Here is a 24,582-nt window from a genome sequence, read left to right as displayed (position 1 = left end):
CCGTAGTCACGATTCGCCCGATTTATCTGCCTTTATGCCGAAAAGTCATTCTGTAGCGGGTTGGCGAGCAGCGCCACGAACCCGCGATCCGCCGCGCCCAGCAGCGTCGCGTCGTCCGCCAGGCCGGAGAGCCGCAGCTTCGCCCGCTCCCGCGACACCGGCATGGCGTGCTGCGCGATCCGGGCCGCCACCTCCGGGGCGGCCACCTCGTACACCTCCCGCAGCACACCGCCGAAGATCACCACACCCGGGTTGAACAGGTTGATCAGGTTGGCGACGCCGATGCCCAGCCAGTCCCCGATCCCGGCCATCGCCGCGGCCTCGGCGAGATGACCGGCCTCCGCGTCCCGGATCACCGCGCGCACCGCCTCCCGGCCGGACAGCTCCGGGCGCCCGGCCGCGGCGAGGATCGCGTGCTCCCCGGTCTCCGCCTCCAGGCAGCCGGCCGAACCGCACAGGCACGGCCGCCCGCCGACCGGGTTGACCAGCATGTGGCCGACCTCGGCGCCGTACCCGCTCTCGCCGCCGAGCAGCTTGCCGCCGACCAGGATGCCGCCGCCCACCCCGACGTCGCCGTGCAGGTAGACCAGATCGGGCGAGCCGACGCCGGCGCCCCGCGCGTACTCGGCCAGGGCGCCCAGGTGCGCCTCGTTGCCGACCGCCACCGGCAGGCCGAGACCGAGCGCGCGCTCCAGCTCGGTGCCGAACGCCTGGTCGACCCAGCCCATCTCCGGCCCGTACCGGACCATGCCGTCGCCGGGGCGGATCATCCCGCAGTAGGCCGCGCCGACACCGGCGGCCACCGAGCCCGCCGGGGCCGCGGCGACCAGCTGCCGGCCCATCGCGGCCAGCTCACGCACCACCGTGTCGAGGTCGGCGCCGGCCCGCGAGCGGGTGACCTCCCGCCGGTCCAGAACCAGGCCGCCGAGGCCGACCCGGGCCGCGGTCAGCCGGTCCACCGCCACGTCGAACGCGAGCACCCAGAACCGCCGGGACTCCGGCAGCACCACGAACGACGGCCGGCCCGCTCCGGTCGTACCCAATGGTGGCTCCTCGCGCACCAGGCCCGCGGCCGCGAGTTCCGCGGTGAGCCCGAGAATCGTGCTGCGGTTGACGCCCATCCGCTCGGCGAGCGCGGCGCGGGACAGTGGCCCGCTCACGTGAACGTGGTGGAGGAGGGTGCCGAGGCTCGAACGGTGTCTACGCATACCGCCCTCAAACCTATGACATCGGCGGTACGCGATCCGCGCAGCCGGGCCCCGGTTGTTAGCGATCACATTTTCGGCCGCTAGCCTCACGCCATGTCCACCGCACCGCATCCCACCGGGCGGCTCGCCTTCGCCGAGATGACCGCCGCCGACCTGGACGACATGGCCGCCCTCCTCGGCGACCCGGAGATCATGCGCTTCTACCCGCACCCGAAGTCCCGGGCCGAGTCGCTCGCCTGGATCGAGCGGAACCGGACCCGTTACCGCGAGGACGGGTTCGGCCTCTGGACCATCCGCGACCGCGACTCGGGCGCGTTCGTCGGTGACTGCGGCCTGACGATGCAGGAGATCGACGGCGTCCGGGAGGTGGAGGTCGGCTATCACGTGCGTTCCGGGCTGCAGGGCCGGGGATACGCCACCGAGGCGGCCGGCGCCTGCCGGGACCACGCCGTGCGGAGCATCGGCGTCCGTCGTCTGATCGCCATCATCGACCCGGCCAACGTCGCTTCGCAGCGGGTGGCGGAGAAGATCGGCCTGCGCTACGAGAAGGACTCCTGGTACCACGACGGCACCCAGGAGGTACGCGTCTACGCCGCGGGTTTCGCATCGGCGCAGGGGGGCAGATAGAGCAAATCCCCTATTGACGAAGGAGAACCTCCCCATGGCAGGCAACGAGCACGAAGTGAACCGCAGCGCGAAGACCGGCCGCTTCGTCAAGGAGAGCACCGCCAAGCGTTCACCGGAGAGCACGACCACCGAGAAGGTCGGCGGCGCCTCCGGCGGCGGCGAGCACGAGGTCAACCGCAGCGCGAAGACCGGCCGTTTCGTCACCGACACGACCACCGAGCTGCACCCGTCGACCACCGAGACGCAGAAGGTCTGAGCCGTCCGGCCCGCCGCGCACGGCGCGGGGGGGCCCGGCCCGCCGGGAAGCCCCTCGACAACCTGATCGACCGCGACGTCGAGCTCGGACTCGTCCCGGTCTGCCGGATCGAGGGCGCCGGCATCCTCCCCTGGTCTCCGCTGCGCGGCGGCTGGCTGACCGGCAAGTACCGCCGCGGCATGACGCAGGCGCCGCCGGACACCCGCTGGGAGGGCGGCGAGCGACAAGCCGCTGCCCTACCCGCACGGCTACCTGGCGCGTTCCCCGCGCTCCCGCCGACCCCCGGCGCGGCTCGCCGGCAACATCCACTTCCCCTCTTAGGCTTAGGCCGCTATGACTGCGCCTGACGCCGAAACCGAAACCCGCCCCTGCGCGCACTGCGGCCGCCCGGTGCCGCAGCGCGCCTCCGCCGGCCGCCCGTTCCGGTACTGCCGTGACAACGACGGCGAGTGCCAGCGCGCGTCCCGCAACGTGCGGATGCGCCACCGTTCCTCCCCCGGTCTGGCCGGTTCGGTGGCCCGCACGTGGGAGGTCGTCGACCGCCTCGACACCCTGGTCGGCACGCTCACCGAGGCACTGCACTCGGAGATGTCGCCGGCCGGTGTGGAGCGCCAGGTCGCCGAGGTGCGCGCGGAGACGTCCCGTCAGGTGGCGGCCGCGCACGCGGAACGCGACGACGCGCGCCGGGACGCCGAGCAGGCCGCGGCGGCGACCGCCGCGGCGCAGCGGATCGCGATGGCGGCGACGGCGGAGCGGGACGAGGCGCTGCAGCGCGCCGCGGAGGCACAGCGGTCGGCGGAGGAGGCCGGCCGGCGCGCCCAGGAGGCGGCCGCGGCGCGCGACGAGGCGGTGCGCACGGCGACCGGGGCGGCGGCGCTGCGGGAGCGGGCCGAGGCGGAGCGGGACGCCGCCGTGCAGGAACTGGCCGACGTCCGGAAACACCGCGACGCCGCGGAGCGAGACCTGGCTGCCGCCCTCAAGGACGCGTCCGATTTCCGCCGTACGGCCGAAGCGGCCGCCCGCCGCGCGGAAGAGGATGTCACGGCTGCCCGGTCCTCGGCAACGCGAGCACAGGAGGAGACCACTCGGGCGCGGGCCGACGCCGAGCAGGCGGTCGCGAGGGCCGAGCAGGCGGTCGCCCTGGCCGTGGCGGCGGAGCGGGACCGGGACGGGTTCGAGGTTGCGGCTCGCGATGCCCTTGCGCGCGAGACGGCCGTGCACGCGGAATTGGCGGGAGTGGTAGCTGAGCGGGACCGGCTGGCCCGTACCACGGAAGACCTGGAACGGACCGCGGAGCGCGCGGCGCGCGAACGTGCCGAGCTGGAACGCAGGCTGGCGTCGGCCCGCGCGGAGGCGGATGCCGCGCAGGAGCGGGTGGCGCAGCTGACGTCGCAGGTCAGTGATCTCGCGTCGGCGCTGGCGGCGCTCGGTGCGGCGCGTCCGGGGGTGGGGTCGCAGGTGGGGTCGCCGGTTGTGCCGCCGGTTGTGCCGCCGCAGAAAGTGTGAGGGCGAGATATCTCACCGCCAAGCGGGCACAGAGCGGTTGTCAATGGTCGAAAGCGGACCGGCATTGACTACCAGATCGCTACCGTGGGGGCACCGGATGGTGACCATGGAGCAAGTAAATTGCTGATGAACGCGACGGAGTGACCGACATCGCACTACCCGCACTTGGCGCAAATTGCCGCAAAGCGGATCAAGATCCACGGGAACGCGGGTTCGATTTGCCGGGTAAGGGCTGAGGGCGGTTACGCTCATAGCGTTAACACCGCCGATACAGGCGGTGTCCGGCGGCAGCCGATATTCCTTCATGCCCGAATGGAGGAATCCCGCGGCCGTCGCTTTCGTTACACGAACGAGAGCAGCACCACGAGCGAGGGGAAAGCCGATCATGGGCGAACGCATGCTGCGCGGCAGCCGTCTTGGCGCAGTCAGCTACGAGTCCGACCGTAACACCGAGCTGGCGCCCCGACAGACCCGCGAGTACCTGTGCCTCAAGGGTCACCAGTTCGAGGTCCCGTTCGCCGTCGACGCCGAGGTGCCCACCACCTGGGAGTGCAAGTTCGACGGCAGTGTCGCCCGGCTGATCGACGGCAGCGAGCCGGAGCAGAAGAAGGCCAAGCCGCCGCGCACCCACTGGGACATGCTGCTCGAGCGGCGTTCGATCGCCGAGCTCGAGGACATCCTCAACGAGCGGCTCCAGGAAGTCCGCACCCGCCGCGGCCGCTAGTCACAGCAGCACTAGCCGGAGGGCCACCCGATCACGGGTGGCCCTCCGGCGTATGCGCACCGCCCCGCCAGCAGGCCCACCGCCCGCAGGCCGCCCGCCCGCAGGCCGCCCGCCCGCTCGCAGGCCCGCCCGCAGGCCGCCCGCCACCGCACGACCGGCCGCCGCCTCACCACCACGCGACTGCCCGCCACGACGCCAAGACGCGCCCGGCCGCCACCATGTCACCACACGACTGGCCGCCACCGCGCCGGCGGCCGCCTCCATGCCGCAACACCACCGCCGCGCCGACCGGCCACATGTCGCATGAACGCGCTCGCAGCGCCGCGATCTTGTGCGCGTCCGGCTACCAGAGCGCACAAACTCCGCCAGACCGCACAGCCGACGCCGACGCCGACGCTGCTGCTGCTGCTGCTGCACCACGCGGACTACGGGGACTACCCGCCGGCTACACACCCGCGTAGCCCAAGCCGCCCGCCGACCTGGCCGAAAGCACCCTCTCGAGTGATCGACCACCGTGACTCCGCAGCGGCAAAGCGGCCCCGCCCTCCCAGATTCGGCCGTCCCCGAGCCCAGCCGTAGCTCCACCAGGTAATGACCGCCCTCTAACCTGTCTCCGCTACGGCCCGCCGAACCGAGCCGTAGCTCCAACAGCTAACGAGCGCCCTCAACCTGTCTCAGCTACGGCCCGGAGACGCGAGCCGTAGCCCACGCACGTTCCCGGCCCGTTTTACCTGCGCCCGCTACGGCTGGCGCTGCCCGGCCGTAGCTGACGCAGGTTGAACCGCCGGATGACATGCCTCAGCTACGGCTCGCCGACCGCGCCGTCCGGAGCGGTCGGCGCGGTCGGGAGCGGTCGGCGGTCGGCGGTCGGGCCAAGATCTAGGAACGGGATCGGAGCATCAGCCACCACGGGCGGCAACGATCAGCACACCGCAGCTCGACGAGGCCGGCAGACGCCCGCGCGCCACGCACGCAGAAGCCCGCGCGCCACGCAGGCAGAAGCCCACGCGCCCCGCACCGAGAACCAAGCGCGGCCAGAAAAGCGACGCCCCACGAACGGAGCGCGGGCGCTCTAGCGGATGATCTCGCCCTCGATGGCCGGCGGCGGCGTCCGGCCCGGGCCCGACTGCTCCTCGTCCACGACCACCACGGTCACCGGCGCCCCCGAGTGCACCCGCACCTTGCGCGGCCCGAACAGATCGCTGGTGGCCGCCCCGCCCAAACTACGCTCAGCGAACCGCTCGATGCCCCGCCGCGCCAGCATCCGCCCGGGCGGCAGGAGCAGGAACAACCCGATCACGCCGCTGAGGAAGCCGGGCAGGGTCAGCAGCAGCGCACCACCGAGCCCGGCCAGGGAGTTCGCCACCTCGGCGCCGGGCGGACGGTTCGCCTGCGCCGCTTCCTGGAAGGCCCGCCACCCCTTGATGCCCTCGCGGCGCAGCAGCGCGAAACCGGCGAGGGTGAACGCGGCGAGCAGCAGGATCGCCCAGCCGGCGCCGATCGCGTGGGAGACCGCCACGAACACCAGGATTTCGGCGAGCGCCCACAGCGGCAGTGCGAGTGGAACGTAAGCCAGCCTGTTTCGGCGCATTCTTCGACCTCCGGTGTCACCGGGCCCGCGGAACGGGCCCGGGTCAAGCATGACACCTCACGGCCAGGTCGACCCCTGTCGAGGTTTGCGGTTGATGAGGTTGCGCAGGCTTTCGGTGCGCGCCTGTGCGCCCCAGAGCGTGACCCTGAGCAGCTGTTCCTTGAAGATGTTGCCGCTCATCTTGCTGACGCCGTGTTCGCGTTCGGTGAACGTGATCGGCACTTCGATCATGCGGAAGCCCTGCCGGTGCGACCGCCACGCCATCTCGACCTGGAACGAGTACCCGGTCGACGCGATGGTGCCGACGTCGATCTTGTCGAGGACGCCGATCCGGTACGCCCGGTAGCCGCCCGTCGCGTCCTTGAACGGCATGCCGAGCGCCATCCGGATGTAGATGTTGCCGCCACGGGAGAGCAGCAGCCGGTGGATCGGCCAGTTGTGCACGCTGCCGCCGGGGATGTACCGGGTCCCGAGCACCACGTCGTGGTCGCCGAGCGCGTCGAGCAGCAGGTGCAGCTCCTCGGGGGCGTGCGAGCCGTCCGCGTCCATCTCGACGACCGCGTCGTACCCCTTGTCCTCGGCCCACGCGAAGCCGGCCTTGTAGGCCGCGCCGAGGCCTTCCTTGCCGGCCCGGTGCAGGACGGAGATCTGATCGTCGGCGAGGGCGATCTCGTCGGCTATCGCGCCGGTGCCGTCCGGTGAGTTGTCGTCGGCGATGAGGATGTCGACCTCTGGCACCGCCTTACGCACCCGTTCGGTGATCACCCGTACGTTGTCCGCCTCGTTGTACGTCGGGATGATCACGAGGACTCGTCCCACGCCGGGGTACTCGCTCACCGTTCCTCCGAGTCAATCTCGCCGTCATTGCCGATATTCGCACGCCGGCGACGCAGGGGCAGCACGCCGGCGAGGGCAGCGACCATCAGTGCGACGGCCACCACCTCGGGCCAGTTGCCCGAACGAGTCGCCAGCGTACGCGGTCCGTCCGTGGCGATGTCACGCACCACCACCGCCTCGGTGTTGAACCCGGTCGCCCCGTGGACGCCGCCCGCGCCGTCGACGAAACCGGAAACGCCGACGGTGGAGACCATCAGAGCCTCCCGGCCGTGCTCGACGGCGCGCAGCCGCACCATCGCCAGTTGTTGCAACGCTTCGGCCTCGTTGAAGGTGGCGTTGTTCGTCTGCACGGCGAGCAGCTGCGCCCCGCCGGTGACGGTGTCGCGCACGATCCCGTCGTACGCCACTTCGAAGCAGATCACGTCGCCGACGGTCACCGCGCCGGCGTCGATCACGCCCGGGTGGTCGCCGGGGAGCATGTTGCGAACCAGGTCCACCTTGTCGGTGACCATCCGCGCGATCGGGCGCAGCGGCATGTACTCGGCGAACGGCACCGGGTGACGTTTCGCGTACTGCTGGGCCAGGTCGGGGCCGGTGCCCGGGTTCCAGAGGATGCCGACGTTGTAGATGTCCTCCGGGTCGTCGGTGCGCTGCAGGGTGCCGACCAGGATCGGCGCCTTGATCAGGTCGGCGGCGGCGGAGATCGCGTCGGCGGCGTCGGAATTGCGCAGCGGGTCGATGTCGCTGGAGTTCTCCGGCCAGACCACCAGGGCGGGCTGTTTCTGCTTGCCGGCGGCGACGTCCGCGGCGAGCCGGCGGGTGGCGTTGACGTGGTTGTCCAGGACGGCGCGGCGCTGGGCGTTGAAGTCGAGCCCGAGGCGCGGCACGTTGCCCTGGACGATCGCGACAGTGGTGGTCGGGCCGGACGGCTGGCTGAGCGGCAGGGCGGCCGGGCCGGCCAGCAGCACCGCGGCGGTCAGGACGAATCCGGCCGCACCCCAGGACAGGCGCCGCGTCCTCAGCGAGAAGAACAGCGCGACGAGCGCCCCACCGGCGGCCGCGACCACGAAGGTGACGAGCGGCGCTCCGCCGTACGCCGCAAGCCGTAATGTCGGTGAATCGCCCTGGCTGAAAGCCAGGCGCCCCCAGGGGAACCCGCCGAAGGGCGCGCGGTCGCGCAGCGCCTCCTGCGCGGTCCAGATCAGGCCGGTCAGCAGCGGCCAGGTCCAGCGCCGGCGGTCCACGAGCGGCGAGACCCACGCCCCGGCAGTGCCGCAGACCAGGCCGAGGACGACCGCCTGCGCGGTCGCGAGGAGCGCCCACGGCAGCCAGCCGGCCTGGAAGCTGGTCCACCAGAGCAGCGGGTAGAACAGAGCCACCCCGGTCAGGAAGCCGAGCCCGAACCCGGCGCGCAGCCGCCGCCGGTGCACCGCCGCCGCCAGCAGCGCGACCCCGACCGGTGACAGCCACCACAGGTCGTAGGGCGGCAGCGCCAGCAACAGCGCCGCGCCCGCGGCCACCGCCAGCGCCGCGGCGACCGGCAGACGCGGCGGCCGGGGCGGCACGGGTGCGGGATCACCGGGCCCCGGCGAGGCGAGGGCGGGCGGCGGCATCGTCATTTCCACGCTGCGCAGGCTACCGCTAAACCGGCACTAGCAGCGAAGACGGAGGGGGCGCAGCCCGGCTCTGGCTGCGCCCCCTGTAGTACATCTGGTGTCACTGTCCCCGGCCGGTGGGTCCGGTGAGCGTGCGATGACCTTCGGACCGGCCCGCCGCGAGCCGGCTGCCCGCGTCGTGCCGTTGTCTACTGGCCATCGCCCAACCCCCGGAGGAGCCACCTGAGCGCGGACGGGCCCGCCCCGCCCCGCGCACCTCCACCCCCTGGACCTGGCTGAACGCGCGACCCCAGCGAGGACTGCGGCCAGTGGGCGGAGGAACGAAACGGATCATGACCGCTCGCCGTGAACAAAGACCTGAAGACGGTACGTCCGGACACCGGTGGCCTGTCAACCACGTCGCCCGACTCCCGGCGTGTCGCATTCGTCGGCGTGTCATCCGCCGTTCGCCTGGAGCTGCTCGAATCAGCTGGTCAGAACCACCAGCCGCTGTGTCGCCCGGGTCATCGCGACATAGCGGTCCACCGGATCGAATCGCTGGGGGTCGATCAGCACGACGAGATCGAACTCCAGGCCCTTGGCGAGCTCCGGGCTGAGCGACAGCACCCGGTCCCGCTCGGCGAATCCCGGATCGCCGATGACGCACGCGACACCGTCCCGATGCTCCCGCAGAATCCTTTCAAGATCAACTACCTTCCCGTGTACGACCGGAACCCCGCCCCGCCGGATCGAGACCGGCACGTTGGCGTCCGGCAGCACGGCCCGGATCACCGGCGCGGCCTCGGCCATCACCTCCTCCGGCGTCCGGTAGTTGACGGTCAGCGCGGACCTGGTGACCCGGTCGAAACCGACGCGGGACAGCCGGTCCTCCCAGGACTCGGTGAACCGGCGCCGGGCCTGCGCCCGGTCCCCCACGATCGTGAAGCTGCGCGACGGGCAGCGCTGCAGCAGCATCTGCCACTCCGCGTCGGTGAGCTCCTGCGCCTCGTCGACCACGACGTGCGCGTACGGCCCGGCGAGGCGCTCCGGCCCGTCCGCCGGCGGCGCGGCCAGGCCGCCCGCCAGGTTGTCCCGCAGATCCTGCTGGACCAGCATCGTCATCAGGCCCTCGCCGTCGTCGTGCACGGCCGAGGCGATCAGGTCGTCGACCACCCGGTCCATCTGCTGCCGCCCGGCCGCCGCGTCGGCCTCCTGCCGGCGCTGCCGCGCGGAGAACCCGGCGTCGCCGAGGTGTCGCCGGGCGGCGTCCAGCAGCGGCAGGTCGGCGACCGTCCACGCCGCCCGGTCCTCCCGCCGCAACGCGCGGATCTCCGCGGCGCCGAGCCAGGGGGCGCAGCGGCGCAGGTAGGCGGGGACCGACCAGAGGTCCGCGATCAGGTCGGGCGCCTCCAGCAGCGGCCACGCCCGGTTCAGCGCGGCCCGCAGGTCCCGGCTGCGGCGCAGGTCCGTCGCGCTCAGGTCGTGCCGGTCGGCCAGGATCGCGACGAGCTCCGCCCAGATCTGCTCGCGGGCCTCGTTGTGCGGGGTGCCCGGTTCGATCGACTCGAACGCGGCCGCCCAGTCCGCGGTGGTCACCGGGACGTCGTCGATCGTCGCGGTGGCCGGCGGCTCCTCGTAGAAGCGCACCGCCGCCTCGACCGCCTGCACCATCCGCGCCGACGCCTTGAGCTCCGCCGCCGGGCCGGTCTCCGGCCGGGCCGCCGCGCCCTCCGGCACCAGGTCCCGCAGGATGCACGTCTGCACGTCGTCCTCACCGAGGCTGGGCAGCACGTCCGACACGTAGGCCAGGTACGGCTCGTGCGGCCCGACGAAGAGGACACCGCCGCGCCGGTTGCCCAGCCGCGGGTCGGAGTAGAGAAGGTACGCGGTGCGGTGCAGGGCCACGACGGTCTTGCCGGTACCCGGCCCGCCGTCCACGACCAGCGCGCCGCGCGAGGTGGCCCGGATGATCGCGTCCTGGTCGGCCTGGATGGTGCCGAGCACGTCGCGCATCCGGGCGGTCCGGACGCCGCCGAGGCTGGCCAGGAACGCCGACTGGTCGTCGAGCGCCGCCGCGTGCCCGGCGAAGCCCTCCGCGTCGAACACCTCGTCCCAGTAGTCGGTGATCAGCCCGTCCGACCAGCGGTACCGCCGCCGGAACACCAGGCCCATCGGGTTGGCGTGGGTCGCGCCGAAGAACGGCTCGGCGGCCGGCGACCGCCAGTCGAGCAACAGCCGGTTGCCGTTGTCGTCGGTGAGCCCGCGCCGGCCGATGTACACCGGCTCCGAGCCGTCGTCACCGACCATCCGTCCCAGGCAGAGGTCCACGCCGTACCGGCGCAGCAGCCGCAGCCGCGACGTCAGCCGGCGCACCTCCTCGTCCCGGTCCACCGCCTGCCGCCCCTTGCCGGCGGGCGCCCTGCGTGCCGCCTCCAGCCGCGCGTCGAGCTCGCGGATCGAGCGCTCCAGGCTCTCCGCGATGGCCGCGAAGTGCTTCTCGTCCTCGGCGATCAGGTTCGGGTCGGCTTTCGCCGCCAGCTTGCGCGGCAGGTCGAACATCGTCGTACGCACGCTCTCGAGACTCCCCATCGTCGCCACCCACACGTTCTGAGCAGCGATTTTGCGCCTCGTACCGGGTCTTGCGGCAAGCCCCGGTGCCTGCTATACGTTAGAAGTGGCCGGGAGTGCCCACTACCTCTCCGCCCATCTGGCACACCCGTTCGAGTGCGAGGGTGCCCCATCGGGAAAGCCTGCGGCTACCCTCTAGGCATGGAGCAGGAGACCAGCCAGCAGCGCAGCATGACCGAGGTCCTCGCCGACCTCGGCATCACGATCACCGATGAGGGCAAGGCCCGCGCCCGCGCCCGCCTGCAGGAAGCAGACGCCCGCCGTGACCACGCCGAGCGAGCCGCCTTCCTGGCACGGATCCGGTCCCGTCCCACAGCGGCGTGACAGATCCCCACAGCCGCGTGACAGGCGAGCCCCGCACCATCCGCCTGGTCCTGGACACCTCAGCGGCGCTGGCCTGGACGCGCGGTTCCCTCGCCGTCGGTGAGCTGATCGCCGAGATCGACGACGAGAACGGCGCGGTGATCCTTCCCCTGCCCTGTCTCATCGAGGCCGCACATCTCACCGGCCTGCTGGAGCTGCCCCGCCTCGACGTGCTGGTCGCCCACCGTGCCGTCTTCCTGCTCTCCGACGACCCTGCCGACTGGCAGGCCCTGGCCGCGCTGCGCGGCCTTGTGGGCACGGCTGACCGGGCGTCCGCGGCGATGCTCGCTCTCGACGCGGAGGTCGACGTGCTGACCCGCGATCCGAGCTGGTACGCGGCGGTCGCCGGCGGCAAGGCCACGCTGGAGTTCGACGACTGAGATCAGGGCTCGGTCAGCGTCCTGAGCAACCGCGCCGCCGCCGTCGGGTGGTCCGCGGCCAGCAGACCGGCCGCAGCCAGGACGTATTGCCCGTCGACGACCGTGCGGGCCCGTTCCGGCATCGCCCACCCGCCGGCCAGATCGCCGAGGACCGCGGCCAGCACCCGCTCCCCGCCGCCATGGCGCAGCACTCCCCCGGAACCCACGACCAGGCGCACGTCGCGCAGGTCACGCCCGCCGGTACGCGGCTGCCCCGGGCCCGCCGCGTGCCCGCGCGCGTGCCGCCGCAACGCGATCACCGCCGCCGCGGCCGCCAGCTCACGGTCGTCCGCGGGCGGAGCCAGCTTCTCGGTGCCGGCCGCCGACCGGGTGCCGTCCGCGCCGGCGGCCACGCCCAGGTCGCCCTCGACGGTCCGGGACCGCCACAGCGTGCCCGCCACGTCCCGGCGCGGCCCGGACTCGCTCTCCGCGTCCGGCACCAGCGCCGAGTACACGTCAGTGGTCGCGCCGCCCACGTCGACGACCAGAACCCCGTAACCCGTCAGGTCGGCGAGCGACTCCACCCCGGCCAGCACCGCGTCCGGCGTCGCGCAGCGCACCAGCGAGCCGAACCGCCGCCCCTTCGACAGCCGTTTCCCGCCGATCACGTGCCGCAGGAACACCTCACGGATCGCCGACCGGGCCGGCAGCGGGTCGAGCACCCCGATCCTCGGCAGCACGTTGCCGGTCCCGGTGACCGGCACCCCGCGCGCCGCCAGCAGCGCGACGGCCTCCGGCCGGGCCTCCACGTTGCCGGCCACCACGACCGGAATCCGGAACCGGGCATTCGCCAGCCGCCGCGCGTTGTGCAGCAGCGTCGCGGCGTCACCGCCGTCGGTGCCGCCGACCAGCAGCACCACGTCCGGGCGGGCCGCGCGCACCGCTGACACGCCCGCCCCGGTCAGCGGCCCGGCGGCGACGTGCACCACCTGCGCCCCGGCCGACAGTCCCACGCGGTGCCCGGCCTCGGCGGTGACCAGTGACTCGTACCCGATCACCGCAAGCCTCAGCCCCCCACCCGCGGAAGAGCACACCAGGAGCTCGTCGCCGCCGCCCACGGCGGCGACGGCGGCATCGAGCCCCTCCAGGACGTCGGATCGCGCGGTGGTCGGCACCTCGGCCCGGCGGATCAGCCGCCCTTCGCCGAGGTCGATCAAGGCGGCTTTCGTGTACGTGGACCCGACGTCCACGCAGACGACGGCCGTCACGGCCCGGCCCTCAGGGCCCGGCCCTCGTGGCCCCGACGTCTCACGGCTTGGCCGGCACGACGACCGTCCCCACCGCGGTGACGGCGACGATCGGCTCCGCCAGCACCTGCGCCGACGAGCCGCCGGTCCCCCGGCAGACGACAGTGGAGGTGAACTCGACGCGCCGCGACCGGGTGCCCATGTGCACCACCGTCGCGGTCACCTCGAGGACGTCGCCGGCCTGCACCGGCGCCCTGAACTGCACGTCGGAGTAGGACGCGAACAGCCCCTCGTCACCGTCGAGGCGGATGCACACCTCGGTGGCGACGTCGCCGAACAGGCCGAGCGAGTACGCCCCGTCGACGAGGTTCCCGGCGTAGTGGGCGTGCGCGTAGGGCACGTACCGCCGATGCGTGACAGTGATCAATTCCGGCTCCCCAGAACGGCGTGGACCAGATAGGACGCGACCTCCCGCGGCGTGGTGCCCCGGCCGAAGATCCGGTCGACGCCGAGCTCGGCGGTCATCAGCTCGTCGAACCGCGGCCCGCCGACGATCAGCAGCGGCCGCTTGCCGGCCGGCATCGCCTCCCGGAACGCGGCGGACATGGTCCGGGTGTTCTGCAGATGCGCATCCCGCTGCGTCACGACCTGCGACACCAGCACCGCGTCCGCCTTGCGCTCCCGGGCGGTCTCCACCAGATCGGGTACGGAGACCTGCGCGCCCATGTTCGTCACGGAGAGCTCGGAGTAGTACTCCAGGCCCTTCTCCCCCGCGATCCCCTTCAGGTTGAGGATCGCATCGATGCCCACCGTGTGCGCGTCGGTCCCGATGCACGCGCCCACCACGTTCAGCGGCCGCCGCAGCCCCCGCTTGATGGCCGCGTTCACTTCCTTCGGGCTGAGCAGCGGGAAGTCCCGCTCCACCACCTGCACGGCGTCCGTGTCGACGAGGTGGCTCACCTTGCCGTAGACGACGAAGAACGTGTACCCGTCCCCCATCGGCTTGGCGTGCACCAGCATGGCCGGGTCCATCCCCATCTTGGCGGCGAGTTGCAGGGCGGCCCCCTCGGCCCGCTTGTCGTGCGGGATCGGCAGCGTGAACGACAGCTGCACCATCCCGTCCCCGGTGGTGTCCCCGTACGGCCGGACGATCACGGCGCAGCCTCCTTCATGATTCGCTCGGAACACGGGTTCGAGATCTCGAGCAGCACATCGTGCCGCCTCGCATCGTCCTGTGCCGGCCTTGCTCCTCGGTGCGGGCCGCACCGCAGACCACCAGAAGCCGGGGCCTGGTAGGCCGCCGGGGCCGGCCCCGCCGGCTCGCATTCTCACGACGGCTCATCACTGCCCTCGCCACCGCTGGTCAGCAGCGCATCCACGAGAGTGTCGGAGAAGACCGCGGGAACCGCGCCGTAGCTGCCGCCCAGGTATTGACGTTCGAGATTTCCACCCTTACGCGGATGGAAGTCAGTCAGCGGAAACAACGTGGTGGCGCCACTCGAATCCTTTTCCGTGAACCAGATCTCGTCCCGGTTCAGGACGTCATCACCGAAACTGGTGCCGAGCAGAGTGGCGTCGTGGGTGGTGAAGACCAGCTGAGCGCCGCGGGGATTCGTCTCCGGGTGCCGGAACAGCTCGATCAACCGAGCCGTCAGCCGTGGATGCAAGCTGGAATCCAGTTCATCGATGCACAGCAGCCGACCGGTCTCCAGGCTGTCCAACGCCGCACTGAGAATCCGTAGCCATGCCACCGTTCCGTGGGACTGGTCCGCCAGCAACAGCGGCGTCCCGGCCCCCTGCCGGAAGAACAGTTCGTAGTCGGGGAGGACCAACGTTCCCGAACCAGAACCATAGGAGGTCGCGTTCGGCACGACTCGACGTCCCTCGTGCACCTCGATGTCCCTGATACCCAGGTCCGCCAGCCTTACCAGGTCCAGGAACCCCCGGCGGCTCTCCGACGATCGCCGCAAGTGGCTGACCACCATCCGAACGTCGGGTTGCAGCCGCGCCTGGGGACTCTCGAATCGCACCGAGTCAGCGAACCAGTGGTAGACCGGCAGAACCTCGGTCAGGTCCGAGCGCGCCGCGACGCTGAGAAACAACGCGTTGCCCCGGGTGAGGTCGCGCGCCGCCTCGAATCGAGCTCTCGGCACGGTGGATCCGAAGGTCCATGACTCACCTTCGCGCTCGAAGATGACTCTCTTGCGACCCTTGGGGTAGGTGAAAAGCCATTCGTCGAGCACCCTGTCGTCGGACACGGTGAAGCCATAGACGTAGCGCACGGTGCCGACCAGAACCTCGACTACGAAGATCGAGGGTGCGGCGATCGCCTCCTCATCGAACCGGTAGGGCTCGCGCGGCACCCGTACGCCGGGCTCCCAGGACTGGAAGGATTCGCGAACCGCTCCGCACATCCACGCCAGGGCGTCCAGGACGTTGGACTTGCCGGACGCGTTGGCGCCGAAGACGGCCGTGACCGGCAGGGCGCTCTGGTCCTTCTGATAGCTGGGCATAAGCAGGAGCTCCTGCTCGTCCCGCAGCGACTTATGGTTGCCGGCACGGAAGCTACGGAGCATCGGTGCCTCCGTGACAAGTTTCGAGGGCCATCTCGCAAGTAAATCGCAAAAAATGGCCTCCGTCTGACCTCAAAACCTGGTCTCCAACAGCTCGGCCACCGGGTTGTAGTAGCCGTCCTCCTGCCGGGCGACCCCGTCGAGGCCCTTGCCGCGGTCGGCCGGGCGTTTCATGATGCCGAACGTGCCGTCCGCGATGGCGTCGAGCAGCGTGTCGTCGACGATGCGTTCGAGCAGCTCGATGGCCTCGGTCAGGACCTGGTTGGCGCGGCCCCGGATGAACGCGCCGGGGGTGAAGTCCTCGTGCAGGTTGCCGGCCCCGTTGAGCACGTACCGCACGTTCTGCAGCGCGATGTCCCGGTCGGAGAGCCAGGGCGTCACCACGGCCTCGGTCATCATGCCGACGAGCAGGATGCCCTGGCCGGTGAGCGCGCCGGCCAGGTTGAAGAAGCCGTCCAGGAGGTTGCCGCGGAAGACGTCGCCGGTCATGTGCTTGGTCGGCGGCATCCATTTCAGGGGCGCGTCCGGGAACAGCTCCCGGGCGAGCAGCGCGTGCGCCAGCTCCAGCCGGAACGAGTCCGGCAAATCGGGATTTATCTCGAAGGCGTGCCCCAGCCCGAGCTGCCAGTCCCGCAACCCTGCCTCGTGCGCGAAGAACTCGTTGAGCAGCTGCGACACCGTGACGGTGTGCGCGGCCTCCACCGCGTCCGCCGTCGTCAGGTAGTTGTCCTCACCGGTGTTGATGATGATCCCGGCGCGGGCGTGCACCTGCCGGGAGAACCGCTGGTCGACGAAGGTCCGGATCGGGTTGATGTCGCGGAACAGGATCCCGTACATCGAGTCGTTGAGCATCATGTCGAGGCGTTCCATGCCGGCGAGCACGGCCATCTCCGGCATGCACAGCCCGGACGCGTAGTTGGTCAGCCGGATGTACCGGCCCAGCTCGCGGGAGGTCTCGTCCAGCGCCGCCCGCATCAGCCGGAAGTTCTCCTGGGTGGCGTAGGTGCCGGCGAACCCCTCCCGGGTGGCGCCCTCCGGCACGTAGTCGAGCAGCGACTGCCCGGTCGAGCGGATCACCGCGATCACGTCGGCGCCCGCGCGCGCCGCCGCCTGCGCCTGCGGGATGTCCTCGTAGATGTCCCCGGTGGCGACGATCAGATAGATCCAGGGCCGTCGCGCCGGGTCACCGTGCCGGGCGATCATCCGGTCCCGGGCGGCCCGCTGCCGGTCCACGATCGTGAGTCCGGCGCACGCCGCGCGGGCCGCGGCACGCCGCGCCGCGGTGAGCTCCACCTTGCGGTCCGGGAGGGTGAACCGGACCGAGCCCGCCGCGGCCTTCTGCGCCAGCGTCATGAGATCGCCGGCCCCCGCGGAGGCCAGAGCATGGAAAACCGGAACCGCCACACCGTGACCCAGGCCGACGTCCGCGCGGACCGCGTCCACCAGGCGGTTCACCCAGGGGATGCCGTCCGGATCGGCGCCGGTCACCCCGGCCAGGCGCAGCACCGCCCGTTCCACCGACACGGTGGTGTGCGATCGCGCCAGGTCGACGACGGGCTGCCCGGCCCGCGCCGCCAGGGCCCGTGCCCGCGCCACGATGCGCGGGTCAAGATCCAGTTTCCCGGCCACTCATCACTCCTCGAAGATCGTCTCGCCGTGCAGCACCGTGCGCCGGCACACCGGCCGCTGCGGCGCCACACCGTCGGCGTCCGGCAGCAGCGCCGGAAGCCCGTCCCGCACGCCGCCCGGCGTCGCCCAGACCGCGAACGTCGCCGAGTGCCCGGGCGCGAGCACCCCGACCCGGTCGGTGATGCCGGCCGCCCGCCAGCCGCCGCGGGTGCTGGCCGCGAACGCGGACCGCACGCTCATCCGGTAGACCGGGTTGCGCGGGGCGGCCGCGGCGGCCACCGTCGCCCACGGGTCGAGGGCGGTGACCGGCGAGTCCGAGCCGAACGCCAGGGTCACGCCGGTCGCGTGCATGGCGCCGATCGGGTTGGTGGCCATGGCTCGCTCGACGCCGAGGCGCTGGGCGTACATCCGGTCCGGCCCGCCCCACAGCGCGTCGAAGACCGGCTGCACCGAGGCGATCACGCCGAACTCGACCATCCGGGCGATCATCGCCTTGTCGATCAGCTCGACGTGCTCGATGCGGTGGTGGCCCTCCCGCAGCCGGTCGACGCCGACCCGCTTGGCGGCGAGCGCGAACCCGTCCAGGACGGTCTCGATCGCCGCGTCGCCGATCGCGTGGAATCCGCCCTGGAAGCCGACCCGCACGCAGTCGAGCAGGTGCTCGGCAACCTGCTCGGCGGTGAGGAACGCCTCGCCGCAACCGTGGTCGCCGTCGTGGTAGGCGTGCCGCACCGAGGCCGTCCGGGACCCGAACGCGCCGTCCGCGTACAGGTCGCCGGCCGCGCCGTGCGCTCCCAGCTCGCGGGCCTTCTCCGCGCCGCCCAGCTCACCCCAGTAGCCGTACACCTTCGGCAGTCCCCGCCCGGAGAGCGCGAGCACCGAGGCGAAGTCGTCCTCGCTCGACGTGCCGGGCCCGGCGCACTCGTGCACTGCCGCGATGCCCATCTCGGCTGCCCGGGACAGGGCGGTCGCCTGCGCCGCGGTCCGCTGAGCGGCGGTGAGCGAGCCGAGCGCGATCGCCCGTACCGCGTGGTGTGCCTGCTCCCGCACCCAGCCGGACTCGTCGTACCCGTCGACGCCGGCCGCGGCCGGCAGCAGCGACGACGAGGTCAGCGCCGAGTGCACCGACGCCTGCGACAGGTAGACCCGCCGGCCACCGGCGGCCCGGTCCAGCTCGGCGGCGGTCGGCGGGGTCTGCTCGGCCCAGGTCGACTCGTCCCAGCCGTGCCCGTGCACCACCGCGTCGGCCGATCGGGTCGCCGCGAACGCCGCCACCGCGTCGAGCAGCTCGCCCGCCGAGCGCACCCCGGACAGGTCGAGACCGTCGAACGCCAGGCCGGTGTCGGTGGCGTGCAGGTGCGCGTCCACGAACGCCGGGGTGATCAGCGCTCCGTCCAGGTCGACGGTGCGGTCGGCGGCGGGCGCGTCGGCGGTGTCGCCGAGCCACGCGATCGACGATCCGCGGACCAGCATCGCGGTGGCGCGCGGGTCGGCGGCGGAGTAGATGCGGCCGTTGGTGTAGCGGACAGAAGGGGTCCTGACGTGGTTTGGCATCGGTTTTCCGCCGCGGGGTAGCTCAGTCATGGGGGTCAGTCTCCCGTGATCCGGGCCTCGAACAGCGCGCGCACCTCCGGCACACGCCGCAGCAATCCGACCGCGAACTCCGCGTGCCCGGGCACGTACCCGTTCCCGACCAGCATCGTCACGTCCGCGGCGAGCCCTTCGGCGCCGAGCGCGGCCGCCGGGAAGCTGGTCGCCATCGAGAAGAAGATCACGGTCCCGCCGGGCGCGGTGGACAGGATCGCGCCGTGCTCGCAGCCGGGCACGTCCACGCAGACCACGGTGATGTCGGCGGGCTCGCCGACCGCCGCCGCGACGGCGACCGGGTCCCGCGCGTCGGCGATCGCGACCTCGTCGGCGAGTCCGGCTGCCCGCAGCGCGTCGCGCTCCCGCGCGGAGACCACGATTGCCTGGGTACGGGCACCGGCCGCCCGCGCCGCCGCGAGAGTGAGCGACCCGCTCTTGCCCGCTCCGCCGAGAACCGCCACCCGGACCGGCCGGTGATAGCCCCGGATCACCCGGTCGGTCAGCGCCGGCGCCCCGCAGACGTCGTAGACGGCGAGCGCCAGCTCCGGCGGCAGGTCGTCGGGAAGCACCCCGACGATCGAGCGGCCGAACAGGATCGCGGTCCCCTCGGCCGGCACCTGCTCGCTGAGCCCGTCCCAGCCGGCCAGCCCGTCGGTGATCCGCAGCGGGGTGAGCGTCAGCGAGACGAGCGTGGCGACCAGGTCGCCGGGCTTGACCGGCAGCGGCGACGCGGGCCCGACCTCGTCGACGACCCCGATCAGCATCCCGCCGGAGCCGGTGACCGGGTTGTGCATCTTGCCCCGCGTCGCGACGATCTCGCACACCTCGGCGCGGATCGCGGCGCCGTCACCGGCGTGCTTCTCGGCCAGCTGCCGGTAGCTCGCGGCGTCGAGGTTGAGCCGCCGCACCCGGATCCGCGTCTCGTCCGGCCCGATCTCGGGCGACGCGTCCAGCCGCCAGGCCGCCTGGGGCAGCACGCCGGCCGGTTCCAGCACCCGGTCCAGTCCGACAGATCCCGGTCCCATGGATCGCACCGCCCGCCACCCTCCTCGCATGAAACAATTGTCTCGAAACCCTGCCTGACCGTAAATCCTCCGTCAACATGGTTACTACACCGGAGATTATCCGTTAGCGTGATGGGCCAGCCGACGACGCCTGGGAGGACCCGTGCTGGAAGTGGGACAGCCCTACGAGTACCGCCGACGCGAGCTCGTCGAGCCGGATTGGACGCGGTTCCCCGGATGGCGCGACGTCACGCCGGCCCAGTGGGCGTCCGCCCAGTGGCAGCGGGTCAACTGCGTGAAGAACGCGAAGCAGCTGCGCGCCGTCATGGGCGGCCTGCTCGACGAGACGTTCTACACCGACCTGGAGACCGACCAGCAGCGCCTCGCCACCATGTCGATGCTGCTGCCGCCGCAGATGCTCAACACCATGGTCCCGGACCGGGCGCCGGACACCGCCACGTTCTACGCCGATCCGGTGCGCCGTTACATGCTCCCGGTCGCCACCGACCGCCAGCTCGACTGGCCGTCACACCCGCACGCCACCCGTGACTCCCTGCACGAGCACGACATGTGGGTCGCCGAGGGCCTCACTCACCGGTACCCGACGAAGGTCCTCGCCGAGCTGCTCAGCACCTGCCCGCAGTACTGCGGGCACTGCACCCGGATGGACCTGGTCGGCAACAGCACCCCGACGGTCAGCAAGCTGCGGCTGCTGGAGAAACCGGTCGATCGCTACGCGGCCCACCTGGACTACCTGAAGAACCACCCGGGCGTACGGGACGTGGTCGTCTCCGGCGGCGACGTCGCCAACGTGCCGTGGAAGCAGCTCGAGGCGTACCTGATGGGTCTGCTCTCGGTGCCGACGGTCCGCGACATCCGGCTCGCCACCAAGGCGCTGATGGGCCTGCCCCAGCACTGGCTGCAGGACGACGTGGTGGAGGGCATGCACCGGGTCGCCGTGACCGCCGAGCGCCGCGGCGTCAACCTGGCCGTGCACACCCACGTCAACCACGTGAACTCGCTGACCCCGCTGGTCGCCAAGGCCACCCGGACCCTGCTCGAAGTGGGGGTGCGCGACGTGCGCAACCAGGGCGTGCTGATGCGCGGCGTCAACGCCACCGCGCCGGACCTGCTCGATCTCTGCTTCGGGTTGCAGGGCGAGGCCGGGATCCTGCCGTACTACTTCTACATGTGCGACATGATCCCCAACGCGGAGCACTGGCGGGTCCCGGTCTGGCACGCCCAGCAGCTCCAGCACGACCTGATGGGTTACCTGCCCGGGTACGCCACCCCGCGGATCGTCTGCGACGTCCCGTTCGTCGGCAAGCGCTGGGTGCACATGGTCGCCGACTACGACCGCGAGCACGGCATCTCCTACTGGACGAAGAACTACCGCACCTCGATCGAGGCCGAGGACAGCGAGGCCCTCTCGAAGCAGTACGCCTACTACGACCCGATCGACACGCTCCCGCGCTCGGGCCAGGACTGGTGGCGCAAGCAGCAGCAGGCGGCATGACGAAGGGCCCGGCGGTCGCCGGGCCCTTCGCCGATGAAACGGTCAGCGTGCAACAAGTCAGCGGGTAACAGTCAGCGTGTAACGGTCAGCTGAAGGCGTCGCGGACGTCGCGGCCCGCGTCCTTGACGTGCTCGCCGGCCTGCTTGGCGTGGGCGGCCGACTCCTGGGCCTGGCCCTCGGCGAAGAGGCGCTCGTTGTCGGTCGCCTCGCCGACGCCCTGCTTCGCCTTGCCGGTCAGCTCTTCGGCCTTGTTCTTGACCTTGTCGGTGAAGCTCATCGGAACCCTCCTCGGTCGTGCCTTCACGAGGATTCGTGCCCGGCTTGTGGCGCTTTCAAACCAGATCGCACATCGGGTACGCCGGGACAGCACCTCGATCCAGATAAGATCATCAACATGATGGATCCTCGGGCCGGGTCGTTCGGGACAGCCGCTGACGCTTATGAGCGCGGTCGTCCCCCGTACCCGGAAAAGGCGCTGGATTGGCTCCTGCCCGGCGGCGAACGTCTTTCCTCCGACGGCGGGTACAGGGTCCTGGATCTCGGAGCCGGCACCGGCAAGCTCAGCCGGCAGATCCGCCGGCGTGGCCTCGACGTCACGGCGGTCGATCCGTCCGAGGGCATGCTGGCCGAGCTGCGCCGTGTCCTGCCCGGCGTTCCGGCCCTGCTGGGCAGCGCCGAGAGCATCCCGCTGCCGGACGACTCGGTCGACGTCGTGCTGGTGGCGCAGGCCTGGCACTGGGTGGATCCGGCGCGGGCGCTGCCGGAGATCGCCCGGGTGCTGACGCCCGGCGGCCGGCTCGGGCTGATCTGGAACGTGCGCGACGAGCGGTCCGACTGGGTGCGCCGCCTGGGGACGATCATCGGAAGCGCCGAGGAGGGCCGGGAGCCGCGGATGGGTCCGCCGTTCGGGCCGGTGGAGACGACCGAGTTCGCGTGGGCGCACACGATCGCCGCCGACGCGCTGCTGGACATGGTGGCGTCCCGCAGCCGGATCATCCTGCTGCCGGCCGACGAGCGGGCGGCCGTGCTGGCGCAGGTGCGGCAGCTGACCGCTACGCATCCTGAGCTGCTGGGACGGGCTTCCTACGAGCTGCCGTACGTGACCGAGTGCGCGCGGGCGACGCTCCTCTGACCGCTCCCGTCCCGGCCCCGCGCGACGCTCCTCTGACCGTGCCCGTCCCGGCCGCGGGCGACGCTCCTCTGACCGCGCCCATCCCGGCCGCGACGACCAGGGCGATCGCCAGGCATTCGAGCACGGCGAGGTCCTGGCCGAGCAGCAGGAACCCGGCGAGCGCGGCGGCCGCCGGACCGAGGCTCATCAGCACGGCGAACGTGGTCGTCGGCATCCGGCGCAGCGCCAGCATCTCACCCGTGTAGGGCAGCACCGACGCGAGCACCGCCACCACCGCGCCGAGCGCCACGACGCGCGGGTCGAGCAGCGTGGTCCCGGCCCCGGCGATCCCGGACGGCAGCATGATCACGGCGGAGGCGGTGACCGCCAGGGCCAGGCCGTCGGCCCTGCGGAAACGGTGGCCGACGCGAGCGCTGAGCACGATGTAGGCGGCCCACATGACCGCCGCGCCGAGCGCGAAAGCGACCCCGGCCGGGTCGAGTCGACCGAAACCGGAACGGCCCAGCAGCGCGACGCCGGCCAGCGCCAGACCGGCCCAGATCCAGCTCCGCCGATTCCGGGCGGTGATCACCGAGAGGGTGAGCGGGCCGAGCACCTCGAGGGTGACCGCCGTACCCATCGGGATCCGGTCGATCGCGTGGTAGAAGAGCGTGTTGAGCCCGGCGAGGGCCACCCCGAACGCGCCGATCGACAGCCAGTCCCGCACGCCGTACCCGCGCACCCGTGGCCGGCACACCGCCAGCAGGATCAGCGCGGCGATCGTCAGGCGCAGCGCCACCACGCCGTGCACCCCGGCCGCGGGGAAGAGCCGTGCCGCGACCGCACCGCCGATCTGCAGCGACAGCACGCTGGCCAGCACCAGGAGGGGACCGCTTCTCGTTCGCACGACCGTGACGTTTCCAGCACGTGCACGGATTGTGAAATGCCGGTTCTCCGGCGGTTATGCTCTCAGGTTATGACCGTTCTCCGCCGACACGGCACGGCCGGCCCTCGATGACCGCAGGCCTCCGGCGTGGCAAGGCCGGCCCCCGATGACCGCGGACCTCCGGCATCTCCGGGCCTTCCTCGCGATCGCCGCGACCGGAGGCATCACCCGGGCGGCGGCCGAGCTGCACGTCACCCAGCCGGCCCTCTCCCGCACGCTGCGCCAATTGGAAGACCATCTCCGGGTACGCCTCGTCGACCGCTCCACCCACCATCTGCGCCTGACCGAAGCCGGCCACGCGTTCCGCGTCCGCGCGGCAGCCGCTGTCGCCGCCGTTGACGACGTGCTCGACCCGGCCCACGCCGGCACCTGGCCGCTGCGACTCGGGCACGCCTGGTCGGCGCTCGGCGTACACACCACCACGCTGCTGCGCCGCTGGAAGCAGGAGCACCCGCGGACCCCGCTCGAACTGCTCCGAGTCGACGAACGCGACGCCGGCCTGAGCCGGGGCGTCGTCGACGCCGCGATCGTCCGCGGGCCCGCCGAACTGCCCGGCTTCCGGGTGCTGCCACTGCTCACCGAGAGCCGGCTGGCCGCGGTGCCGTCGGACAGCCCGCTAGCCGGCCGGCCGTACCTCACACTCGCCGAACTGGCCGCCGAGCCGATCGCGGTGAACACGGTCGCCGGCATCACCGGGCTCGACCTGTGGCCCAGCGGCAGCGCCCCGGCCGGCAGCGTGGAGGTCACCAACACCGACGACTGGCTGGCCACCATCATCGCCGGCCGCGCGGTCGGGCTGACCAGCACGGCGACTCCGGTGATGTACACCCATCCGGCGGTGGTCTACATCCCGGTGCCGGACGCCCCGCCGGTCCCGGTGAGCCTCGCGTGGCCGGACCCGCCGCGCCACCCGGCGGTGCCCGAGTTGGTCACCCTGGCCCGCGAGATCACCGCCGCCCCCTCCACCAGGTGACCGCCACCGCCGTCTCACCCATCGCGCGATCCTGGTAACGCGCGGCCGGAGTCCCTGGAATCACGTGAAACCGGCGCCGGCGGGCAATCCCGGCCCGGCACCCCGCTCGCCCGTCGTCCGGCCCGCCCGTCGTCCGGCCCGCCCGTCGTCCGCCCCGGACGTGGCCGCTCTGGACATGGCCGCCCTGGACGTGGCCCGCCCCGGCCGAGCCGTAGCCGAGCACGGCTACCCCAGCTTGATCACATGCCTGCGCTACGGCTCGACCTCCCCAGCCGTAGCCGAGCACGGCTACCCCAGCTTGA

General features: G+C 72.0%; 23 protein-coding genes. 9 read left to right on the top strand and 14 right to left on the bottom strand.

Annotated elements, in window-relative coordinates:
* Positions 1–32: 32 nt before the first annotated feature.
* Entirely contained in the window at positions 33–1,208 is a 1,176-nt protein-coding gene (locus AB0F72_RS39145; RefSeq protein WP_360443239.1) for an ROK family transcriptional regulator, read from the bottom strand.
* Between the two features lie 93 nt (positions 1,209–1,301).
* Here AB0F72_RS39145 and AB0F72_RS39140 point away from each other — a divergent pair, with 93 nt between their 5' ends.
* The 4 genes from AB0F72_RS39140 to AB0F72_RS39125 all read left to right on the top strand — a co-directional run bounded on the left by AB0F72_RS39140 (position 1,302) and on the right by AB0F72_RS39125 (position 4,321).
* Positions 1,302–1,835 carry a GNAT family N-acetyltransferase gene (locus AB0F72_RS39140; protein ID WP_360443236.1) on the top strand — a complete coding sequence of 178 codons (534 nt, stop codon included), beginning with the start codon at positions 1,302–1,304 and terminating at the stop codon, positions 1,833–1,835.
* A gap of 34 nt (positions 1,836–1,869) precedes the next feature.
* On the top strand, positions 1,870–2,091 hold the full coding sequence (locus tag AB0F72_RS39135) for a hypothetical protein (RefSeq protein ID WP_360443233.1): 222 nt from the start codon (positions 1,870–1,872) through the stop codon (positions 2,089–2,091).
* A 333-nt stretch (positions 2,092–2,424) separates the two neighbouring features.
* On the top strand, positions 2,425–3,597 hold the full coding sequence (locus tag AB0F72_RS39130) for a serine/threonine protein kinase (RefSeq protein WP_360443230.1): 1,173 nt from the start codon (positions 2,425–2,427) through the stop codon (positions 3,595–3,597).
* Between the two features lie 385 nt (positions 3,598–3,982).
* Positions 3,983–4,321, top strand: a complete 339-nt coding sequence (locus AB0F72_RS39125; RefSeq protein WP_360443227.1) for an RNA polymerase-binding protein RbpA — start codon at positions 3,983–3,985, stop codon at positions 4,319–4,321.
* 1,072 nt (positions 4,322–5,393) lie between these two features.
* Here the strand turns inward: AB0F72_RS39125 and AB0F72_RS39120 are convergent.
* From AB0F72_RS39120 to helR, 4 genes are all read right to left on the bottom strand, one after another.
* On the bottom strand, positions 5,394–5,912 hold the full coding sequence (locus tag AB0F72_RS39120; RefSeq protein ID WP_360443224.1) for an FxsA family protein: 519 nt from the start codon (positions 5,910–5,912) through the stop codon (positions 5,394–5,396).
* A gap of 57 nt (positions 5,913–5,969) precedes the next feature.
* The gene (locus tag AB0F72_RS39115) at positions 5,970–6,749 is read right to left on the bottom strand and encodes a polyprenol monophosphomannose synthase (RefSeq protein ID WP_360443221.1); all 780 of its coding nucleotides are present in this window, start codon (positions 6,747–6,749) and stop codon (positions 5,970–5,972) included.
* A complete protein-coding gene (gene lnt, locus AB0F72_RS39110) occupies positions 6,746–8,368 on the bottom strand; it encodes an apolipoprotein N-acyltransferase (protein WP_360443300.1) in 1,623 nt (540 codons plus the stop codon). Before lnt ends, AB0F72_RS39115 begins: the two co-directional genes overlap by 4 nt.
* A 462-nt stretch (positions 8,369–8,830) precedes the next feature.
* Positions 8,831–10,933 (bottom strand): RNA polymerase recycling motor ATPase HelR, encoded by a 2,103-nt coding sequence (gene helR / locus AB0F72_RS39105; RefSeq protein ID WP_360443218.1) that lies wholly within the window; start codon positions 10,931–10,933, stop codon positions 8,831–8,833.
* Positions 10,934–11,113: 180 nt separating this feature from the next.
* On the opposite strand from helR, the gene AB0F72_RS39100 reads away from it, so the two are divergent.
* On the top strand, positions 11,114–11,296 hold the full coding sequence (locus tag AB0F72_RS39100; protein WP_360443215.1) for a hypothetical protein: 183 nt from the start codon (positions 11,114–11,116) through the stop codon (positions 11,294–11,296).
* Between the two features lie 17 nt (positions 11,297–11,313).
* Positions 11,314–11,715, top strand: a complete 402-nt coding sequence (locus tag AB0F72_RS39095) for a hypothetical protein (RefSeq protein WP_360443212.1) — start codon at positions 11,314–11,316, stop codon at positions 11,713–11,715.
* Between the two features lie 2 nt (positions 11,716–11,717).
* Here the strand turns inward: AB0F72_RS39095 and AB0F72_RS39090 are convergent, their stop codons facing one another.
* The 7 genes from AB0F72_RS39090 to AB0F72_RS39060 all read right to left on the bottom strand — a co-directional run bounded on the left by AB0F72_RS39090 (position 11,718) and on the right by AB0F72_RS39060 (position 19,755).
* Entirely contained in the window at positions 11,718–12,962 is a 1,245-nt protein-coding gene (locus tag AB0F72_RS39090; protein WP_360443209.1) for a glutamate mutase L, read from the bottom strand.
* Positions 12,963–13,002: 40 nt separating this feature from the next.
* Positions 13,003–13,368, bottom strand: coding sequence for a hotdog domain-containing protein (locus tag AB0F72_RS39085; protein WP_360443207.1), 366 nt, complete (start codon positions 13,366–13,368; stop codon positions 13,003–13,005).
* The gene (locus AB0F72_RS39080; RefSeq protein ID WP_360443204.1) at positions 13,365–14,096 is read right to left on the bottom strand and encodes an OAM dimerization domain-containing protein; all 732 of its coding nucleotides are present in this window, start codon (positions 14,094–14,096) and stop codon (positions 13,365–13,367) included. Before AB0F72_RS39080 ends, AB0F72_RS39085 begins: the two co-directional genes overlap by 4 nt.
* 173 nt (positions 14,097–14,269) lie before the next feature.
* Complete coding sequence (locus tag AB0F72_RS39075; RefSeq protein ID WP_360443201.1) at positions 14,270–15,517, bottom strand: ATP-binding protein; 1,248 nt, start codon at positions 15,515–15,517, stop codon at positions 14,270–14,272.
* A 69-nt stretch (positions 15,518–15,586) separates the two neighbouring features.
* A complete protein-coding gene (locus tag AB0F72_RS39070) occupies positions 15,587–17,143 on the bottom strand; it encodes a lysine 5,6-aminomutase subunit alpha (RefSeq protein WP_360443198.1) in 1,557 nt (518 codons plus the stop codon).
* A 3-nt stretch (positions 17,144–17,146) separates the two neighbouring features.
* On the bottom strand, positions 17,147–18,697 hold the full coding sequence (locus AB0F72_RS39065) for an amidohydrolase family protein (RefSeq protein WP_360443195.1): 1,551 nt from the start codon (positions 18,695–18,697) through the stop codon (positions 17,147–17,149).
* Positions 18,698–18,732: 35 nt separating this feature from the next.
* Entirely contained in the window at positions 18,733–19,755 is a 1,023-nt protein-coding gene (locus AB0F72_RS39060; RefSeq protein ID WP_360443192.1) for an L-erythro-3,5-diaminohexanoate dehydrogenase, read from the bottom strand.
* Positions 19,756–19,897: 142 nt separating this feature from the next.
* On the opposite strand from AB0F72_RS39060, the gene AB0F72_RS39055 reads away from it, so the two are divergent.
* Complete coding sequence (locus AB0F72_RS39055; RefSeq protein ID WP_360443189.1) at positions 19,898–21,250, top strand: lysine 2,3-aminomutase; 1,353 nt, start codon at positions 19,898–19,900, stop codon at positions 21,248–21,250.
* A gap of 85 nt (positions 21,251–21,335) precedes the next feature.
* Here the strand turns inward: AB0F72_RS39055 and AB0F72_RS39050 are convergent, their stop codons facing one another.
* Positions 21,336–21,527: a CsbD family protein gene (locus AB0F72_RS39050; protein WP_360443186.1), complete on the bottom strand. Its 192-nt coding sequence runs from the start codon at positions 21,525–21,527 to the stop codon at positions 21,336–21,338.
* A 117-nt stretch (positions 21,528–21,644) separates the two neighbouring features.
* On the opposite strand from AB0F72_RS39050, the gene AB0F72_RS39045 reads away from it, so the two are divergent.
* Positions 21,645–22,382: a class I SAM-dependent methyltransferase gene (locus AB0F72_RS39045; protein WP_360443183.1), complete on the top strand. Its 738-nt coding sequence runs from the start codon at positions 21,645–21,647 to the stop codon at positions 22,380–22,382.
* Here the strand turns inward: AB0F72_RS39045 and AB0F72_RS39040 are convergent.
* Entirely contained in the window at positions 22,303–23,268 is a 966-nt protein-coding gene (locus AB0F72_RS39040) for an EamA family transporter (RefSeq protein WP_360443180.1), read from the bottom strand. The two genes, AB0F72_RS39045 and AB0F72_RS39040, sit on opposite strands and share 80 nt — an antisense overlap.
* A gap of 145 nt (positions 23,269–23,413) precedes the next feature.
* Here AB0F72_RS39040 and AB0F72_RS39035 point away from each other — a divergent pair, with 145 nt between their 5' ends.
* Positions 23,414–24,280: a LysR family transcriptional regulator gene (locus tag AB0F72_RS39035; RefSeq protein WP_360443177.1), complete on the top strand. Its 867-nt coding sequence runs from the start codon at positions 23,414–23,416 to the stop codon at positions 24,278–24,280.
* The last annotated feature ends 302 nt before the right edge of the window (positions 24,281–24,582 follow it).

It is taken from the genome of Actinoplanes sp. NPDC023936 (assembly GCF_040639325.1).
Lineage (GTDB): Bacteria > Actinomycetota > Actinomycetes > Mycobacteriales > Micromonosporaceae > Actinoplanes.
This window is presented reverse-complemented; position numbering and strand designations above follow the sequence as displayed.

Coding starts and splice junctions, on each gene's coding strand:
- AB0F72_RS39145 (WP_360443239.1), bottom strand. CDS start 1,208: ATGCGTAGACACCGTTCGAGCCTCGGCACCCTCCTCCACCACGTTCAC.
- AB0F72_RS39140 (WP_360443236.1), top strand. CDS start 1,302: ATGTCCACCGCACCGCATCCCACCGGGCGGCTCGCCTTCGCCGAGATG.
- AB0F72_RS39135 (WP_360443233.1), top strand. CDS start 1,870: ATGGCAGGCAACGAGCACGAAGTGAACCGCAGCGCGAAGACCGGCCGC.
- AB0F72_RS39130 (WP_360443230.1), top strand. CDS start 2,425: ATGACTGCGCCTGACGCCGAAACCGAAACCCGCCCCTGCGCGCACTGC.
- AB0F72_RS39125 (WP_360443227.1), top strand. CDS start 3,983: ATGGGCGAACGCATGCTGCGCGGCAGCCGTCTTGGCGCAGTCAGCTAC.
- AB0F72_RS39120 (WP_360443224.1), bottom strand. CDS start 5,912: ATGCGCCGAAACAGGCTGGCTTACGTTCCACTCGCACTGCCGCTGTGG.
- lnt (WP_360443300.1), bottom strand. CDS start 8,368: ATGACGATGCCGCCGCCCGCCCTCGCCTCGCCGGGGCCCGGTGATCCC.
- helR (WP_360443218.1), bottom strand. CDS start 10,933: ATGGGGAGTCTCGAGAGCGTGCGTACGACGATGTTCGACCTGCCGCGC.
- AB0F72_RS39100 (WP_360443215.1), top strand. CDS start 11,114: ATGGAGCAGGAGACCAGCCAGCAGCGCAGCATGACCGAGGTCCTCGCC.
- AB0F72_RS39075 (WP_360443201.1), bottom strand. CDS start 15,517: ATGCTCCGTAGCTTCCGTGCCGGCAACCATAAGTCGCTGCGGGACGAG.
- AB0F72_RS39065 (WP_360443195.1), bottom strand. CDS start 18,697: ATGCCAAACCACGTCAGGACCCCTTCTGTCCGCTACACCAACGGCCGC.
- AB0F72_RS39060 (WP_360443192.1), bottom strand. CDS start 19,755: ATGGGACCGGGATCTGTCGGACTGGACCGGGTGCTGGAACCGGCCGGC.
- AB0F72_RS39050 (WP_360443186.1), bottom strand. CDS start 21,527: ATGAGCTTCACCGACAAGGTCAAGAACAAGGCCGAAGAGCTGACCGGC.
- AB0F72_RS39045 (WP_360443183.1), top strand. CDS start 21,645: ATGATGGATCCTCGGGCCGGGTCGTTCGGGACAGCCGCTGACGCTTAT.
- AB0F72_RS39035 (WP_360443177.1), top strand. CDS start 23,414: ATGACCGCGGACCTCCGGCATCTCCGGGCCTTCCTCGCGATCGCCGCG.